Annotated in this window: 7 protein-coding genes; 4 read left to right on the top strand and 3 right to left on the bottom strand. The window is 35.5% G+C overall.

Annotated elements, in window-relative coordinates; all coding sequences use genetic code 11:
• Positions 1-210 precede the first annotated feature (210 nt).
• The 3 genes from JOD14_RS07370 (at position 211) to JOD14_RS07360 (ending at position 2,500) form a co-directional block, all read left to right on the top strand.
• Entirely contained in the window at positions 211-831 is a 621-nt protein-coding gene (locus JOD14_RS07370; protein ID WP_204654198.1) for an MBL fold metallo-hydrolase, read from the top strand.
• A 19-nt stretch (positions 832-850) separates the two neighbouring features.
• A complete protein-coding gene (locus JOD14_RS07365) occupies positions 851-1,534 on the top strand; it encodes a histidine phosphatase family protein (protein WP_204654197.1) in 684 nt (227 codons plus the stop codon).
• Between the two features lie 132 nt (positions 1,535-1,666).
• Positions 1,667-2,500, top strand: a complete 834-nt coding sequence (locus tag JOD14_RS07360) for an undecaprenyl-diphosphate phosphatase (RefSeq protein ID WP_204654196.1) — start codon at positions 1,667-1,669, stop codon at positions 2,498-2,500.
• Positions 2,501-2,568: 68 nt separating this feature from the next.
• Here the strand turns inward: JOD14_RS07360 and JOD14_RS07355 are convergent, their stop codons facing one another.
• Positions 2,569-3,192, bottom strand: a complete 624-nt coding sequence (locus JOD14_RS07355; RefSeq protein ID WP_204654195.1) for a DUF47 domain-containing protein — start codon at positions 3,190-3,192, stop codon at positions 2,569-2,571.
• A 12-nt stretch (positions 3,193-3,204) separates the two neighbouring features.
• Positions 3,205-4,221: an inorganic phosphate transporter gene (locus JOD14_RS07350; protein WP_204654194.1), complete on the bottom strand. Its 1,017-nt coding sequence runs from the start codon at positions 4,219-4,221 to the stop codon at positions 3,205-3,207.
• Positions 4,222-4,615: 394 nt separating this feature from the next.
• Between JOD14_RS07350 and rpsT the strand changes: the two genes are divergently transcribed.
• Entirely contained in the window at positions 4,616-4,870 is a 255-nt protein-coding gene (gene rpsT, locus JOD14_RS07345) for a 30S ribosomal protein S20 (RefSeq protein ID WP_204654193.1), read from the top strand.
• Between the two features lie 24 nt (positions 4,871-4,894).
• On the opposite strand, the gene holA is transcribed toward rpsT, so the two are convergent.
• Positions 4,895-5,932 carry a DNA polymerase III subunit delta gene (gene holA / locus JOD14_RS07340; protein ID WP_204654192.1) on the bottom strand — a complete coding sequence of 346 codons (1,038 nt, stop codon included), beginning with the start codon at positions 5,930-5,932 and terminating at the stop codon, positions 4,895-4,897.
• Positions 5,933-6,001: the final 69 nt, after the last annotated feature.

The raw sequence follows: 6,001 nt of genomic DNA, 5'->3' as shown, positions 1-6,001 counted from the left end.
CAGTTTTGGGTCGGGTTTAGTTTCGTGCGGTCTAAATTTTGTGAAAACGATGAAAAGAGCGTTACTTATCACTTGACTTAATACCACAAGACTTTCACTTATATAAACGTATGATTTTAAATAAATGTCTCCATCTCAGGAAACAATTTGTTTAAATAGTCAAAAATCATGTATACTAGTGATTAGGAAATCATTTTAGGAGGTCAATTTATGCAGATTCAACAAATTCCAACTGGTCCAATCCAAGAAAATTGTTATTTAATTTGGCAACAACAAGATTTATTAATTATTGATCCAGGAGCAGATGCCCATCTATTAAAAGAGCAAATAAAAAAAAACGCTGCTCACCCTTTAGCGATTTTATTAACACATACGCATTATGATCACATCGGAGCCGTAGAAGAATTACGCGCTTTCTACAACATTCCAGTATACGTAAGCCCTTTAGAAAACAATTGGCTAGCGAACCCCCTCTTAAATTTATCCAGTCGCCATCCTGAGTTAGGTGGAATCGTTGTACAGCCAGCTGAACACGAATTGGAATTAAGAGGATACAAAATCGGTTCAATTGAATTTCAGGTTGTGGCAACACCAGGACATTCTCATGGGAGTCTAAGTTTTATTTTTGAAGATTTTGTTGTGAGTGGTGATGCATTATTTAAAGGAAGCATTGGACGAACAGACCTACATACAGGGAATCTAGAGCAATTAATCGAAAGTATTCAAACCCAATTATTTACGCTACCAGACCATTACGAAGTTTTCCCTGGGCACGGAGAACCAACAACAATTGCCTGGGAAAAACAAACAAATCCTTTTTTTAATCGATAAGACGATAGGAGAAAAAAACATGACAAAAACAGAAATCTATTTAGTTCGACATGGAAAAACAATGTTTAATACGATGCAACGGGTACAAGGTTGGTGCGATACGCCACTAACAACGTCTGGTGTTGAACGAATTGAAGATTTAGGGCGTGGGTTAAAAGACACGCGCTTTGCAGCAGCTTTTTCAAGTGATAGTGGCCGAGCAATTGAAACAACACGATTGATTTTAAGTGAAAACGTAGCCGGGCATAAGACACCCTACCATACCGATCAAAGAATTCGTGAATGGTGTTTTGGCTCGCTTGAAGGTGGGTATGACGCGGAGATGTGGGGGGTCATTCCAAGAGTATTGGATTTTAAAACGTATGATGAAATGATTACTGCTAAAACGACTTTTGAAGAAATTTGCGAAGCGATTTATGTAGCAGACACGGCCAACTGGGCTGAAACCTATGAAACACTTAGTACCCGGGTAATGACTGGCTTTGAAGATATTGCACACAAAGCAGAGAAAAACGGTGGTGGCAAAGTATTGGTCGTTTCACATGGTTTAACGATTGCTTTATTCCTTCATCTCATCAATCAAGAAAATAACGTGCGAATTGACATTGATAATGGCTCTGTCACAAGATTAGAATACGAAAATGGACAATTTACCATCCATGAAATTGGTAGCCGCGTCTATTACGAACGCGGAAAAGAATAACTCAAAACAAGTCATCTTATAAATTTAAGGTGGCTTGTTATTTTTTTGAAAAATGCTTGGTAATCTACAAAAGAAAAGGTATACTTAAAAGGCATGTAAAAAAAAGATTATTTATTTGGAAAGGATTTTTTTATGGAGTTCATTGATTTTTTTAAAGCCATATTATTAGGGATTGTTGAAGGGATTACGGAATGGTTGCCTATTAGTAGTACTGGACATTTAATTTTAGCAGACGAATTTATTCAGTTGAACGTGTCAGAAGACTTTATGACCATGTTTAATGTTGTCATTCAACTTGGTGCAATTATGGCGGTCGTTGTTTTATATTTCCACAAGTTAAACCCTTTTTCACCAAAGAAAACGGCTCTTGAGAACAAACAAACTTGGTCATTGTGGTTTAAAGTGATTGTGGCGATCTTACCTTCTGTTATAATCGGGCTTCCTTTTGATGATCGGTTAGATGCTCACTTTTATAATTTTATTACCGTTGCTATCATGCTAATGGTTTACGGAATTGCCTTTATCTTAGTTGAAAAACGGAATCAATCAAAAACACCAATTGTTACGAATTTAAACCAAATTACCTATCAATTTGCTCTATTTGTTGGAATGTTCCAAGTTTTAGCTTTAATTCCTGGAACCTCTCGTTCAGGTGCGACTATCTTAGGTGGAATTATTCTAGGTGCGTCTCGTTTTGTCTCAGCTGAATTCTCTTTCTTTTTAGGCATCCCAACCATGTTTGGTGCTAGCTTTTTGAAAGTAGTTAAATTTTTACTAGCCGGCAATACATTTGACGCAGCAGGTATTGGTATCTTACTAACCGGCACAATTGTATCTTTTGTTGTTTCAATTTTAGCAATTAAGTTCTTAATGAATTATATTAAGAAAAATGACTTTACCATTTTTGGTTGGTATCGAATCATCTTAGGTATTATTCTAATTGCTTACTGGGTTATTGCTTATTAATTAACAAAAAATAAAAGTAGATCAACCTTGCGGATTATTCGCTTACCGGTTGATCTACTTTTATTTTATTAAGTATTTTTGATAATTAAGCCGTCGATGATATCCACTGCACTCTCGGTATGATTGATGATGGTTTCAAACAAGTTATAGACATCACGCCATTTTACAATTTCTAAAACATCTTTTTCTTCACTAAATAATTGCTTTTTCAAACGACTGTATAACAAATCTGCCTCTGATTCAATCTGATTTACTTCAACAATTAATTTTTTTAAATTTTTAGAATTCTTAAATTTAGGAAACTCTGCCATTGCTAAGTGTACTCCTTTGGCCGCACGACTAACAAAAGCCGCAAAGACTTCAGTTTCCGCTCTTAACTCAGTGATGACTAAGTTTTCAAATAAGTAGGTCATGCCGTTAATTCCGTCCATAATATCATCTACACGTTCCGCAATAATTAAAATATCTTCACGATCAATCGGAGTGATAAAAGCATCATATAATTCATTGGTTAATTCATCAATTAAATAATCATTTCTTTTTTCGAGTTGATGAATCACTTGGGAATTTTCCTCTAGTTTTTCAGCATCGTAGTTTTCTATAATTGTTTCTAAATGTTCAGCAGCAGTATGTGCATTTTCAGCTAATTGCTCCATTGTTTTAAAATAGTCGTACTGTTTTTTTCTAGCCATTTTATTATCTCCTTAAAAAATTGCCACAAATATTTTTGCCATTGCATATGCGATTAAGCCACAACCTGGGAAGGTCATTACCCACGCAAAGAGCATTTCTTTTACAATCCGCCAATCGACACTTGATAAGCGCTTAGAAGCACCGACCCCCATGATTGCGGTTGTTTTCGTATGAGTCGTTGAAACTGGAATACCTAAAACCGAAGCTAAAAACAAGCAAATTGCTGCACTTAAATCAGCAGAAAAGCCTTGATAAGTTTCTAATTTCACCATATCCATTCCAACAGATTTAATAATACGCATCCCGCCGACAGAAGTTCCAACCCCCATCGTAATTGATGAAACAGCCATTACCCACAATGGGATTTCAAAGCCATTCCCTGTTTTTTCTGCTAAGTTGTTATAAAACAAAGCTAACATAAATACACCCATAAACTTTTGACCATCTTGTGCACCATGTAAAAAGGCATTTGCCGCAGCTGCACTTGCTTGGCCATAATGAAAGAATTTATTCGCTTTTGGTCTTGGCACGTCCATAAAGATCCAAACGAGCGCTTTTGTAATAACAAAACCACCACCAAAACCTAAAATAGTAGAAACAACTAAACCAATTAAAACTTTTTTCCACTCGCCCATGTTTACCGCACCAATACCACCTAGTGCCATTGCCGCCCCGGTTAAGCCTGCAATCAAAGCGTGGGATTCACTAGTTGGGATACCAAAATACCAAGCAGCTACTGCCCAAAAAACAATCGCAAATAAAGACGCTGCAAGCGCAATCTGAGCCGCCTCCACCCCTTGAGAATCAAATGAAACAATATTACTAATTGTTTCAGCAACCTGAGCATTAAAGAAAGTCATCACTAACGCACCAAAAAAATTCATTACAACCGCAATCCCAATCGCGACATTGGGTTTTAATACCCTTGTCGAAACGGCCGTTGCAATCGCATTTGGGGCATCCGTCCAACCATTCACAAAAATAACACCCATGACCAACGTGATTGTTACAATTAAAGCAACATTCAAAATTTACACCACCATTATTATTATTACTAGTTATATTTTTCCATTGTATCATAGCACATTATAGTAGAAAATTGAAAGTGCTTTTCTCTTTTATTTGACAATAAAAAAATGAACAACCATGTAAAAGTGGCCAAAAACTTTAAGAGTTTGTTTCATTTCAACTCACATAGACGTTTATTAAAAATAAAATACCACTACTTTATTAAAAAAAAAGAGCAGCTTAATCCGACGATAGATGAAACACTAATAACACTACCTCCTTTATTTTCATTTTTTTCGTGTAAAGTAAAAATTCCTGACATCATCTATTGCATTGCGTGTTTTCATTAGGTATAATGACTAGTGTTGATTTATACGTAATTCGTATAAAACTTTTTTATCGGAGGTGAAACAAATGCCAAACATTGAATCTGCAATTAAACGTGCTCGCACAAGTGAAGCTGCTAATGCTCAAAATTCATCTCAATTAAGCGCAATGCGCACTGCTATCAAAAAATTTGAAAAAGCAGCTGAAGCTGGAGCTGATAACGTAGCTGAATTATTCCAAGCTGCGACAAAAGCAATTGACATGGCTGAATCAAAAGGTTTAATCCACAAAAACAAAGCTAGCCGCGACAAATCTCGCTTAAGCAAGAAAATCGCTAAATAGTCTAAAATAAAAGAACCAACGATTTTAAGATCGTTGGTTCTTTTTTATTTCACCCATTTTTAAAATTAACAGCTGAAAAGCAAATTCTTTTTCAACCTTGCCAGTTTTTGTCGCATAATCATTTTCAATAAGTTCGTCCAAAAGTTTAACGAGTTGGGGTACTTTAAATTTTCTAGCTTGTTGCATTGCCAGTTTGATTCGATAAGGATGAACTTTTAGCGTCTCCGCAATTGAACCTTGTTGATAACCGATATTTTCAAGTAAGCGAACTTGTAACAACAAGCGGATTTGACTAATCAAAATCGCGTTAATCTTAATTGTTTCTTCTCCTTGTACCCGTAGCTCTTCATATAAACGCAAAGCCGCTTCGACCTTGCCGGCTAAAATACTTTCGGTTAAATCAAAAACATTTTGTTCAAGTGATTTAGGAACTAAAGAGTCAATGATTGTTATATTAATCTTTTTTTCTTCTGCAGCAAATAAGCGAATTTTTTCGAATTCTCTCATCGCCTTACTTAAAGAAGCGTCTGTTAAGAATAGAAATTGCTCAAAAGCATCGCGACTAAACTCAAGTCCCTCGTTATTAAAAGTTTGCTGTAAATAACGTCGCACTTCTGCTTCTTTCATTGGTTCAACATCAATACGAGTAGCCGCTTTTTTTAATCTTTTTGTTATCTTTTTTCGTTCATCCATTTTTTCTTGATTAAACCAAATAACTAAAATCGTTGTTTCTAAAGGCTGCTCAATATATTCAATAAATTTATCTAGGACATCTTCTTGCTCACTCTTTATTTTTTCAGAGCTTAAGAATAATGGATTTTCTAGAAAAACTAAGCGATAATCCCCGAAAAATGGGCTTGATTCAACTTCTAGTAACACATCATTTAAGGAATTTTCAACTAAGTCAAATTGCTGGAAGTTTAAATCCGTTTCAGTGAGCATTAAGCGCTCAAAAAAAGCTTGGCGAACTTGCTCTCGTAAAAAATTTTCGGTTCCAATAACTAAATAAATATTTTCAAGTTTCTTTGTTCTAATACTTTGAATTGCTTCTTGTGCATTCATGGTAAAACCTACCTTTAGCTAATCTAAAACTTTCTCTTTATTTATCCTAACAGAAGAATTGGGCTTTGA

Source organism: Enterococcus lemanii, from assembly GCF_016909125.1.
GTDB lineage: Bacteria > Bacillota > Bacilli > Lactobacillales > Enterococcaceae > Enterococcus_I > Enterococcus_I lemanii.
The sequence above is the reverse complement of the archived record's forward strand: the minus strand, read 5'-3'. Positions and strand labels throughout refer to the sequence as shown.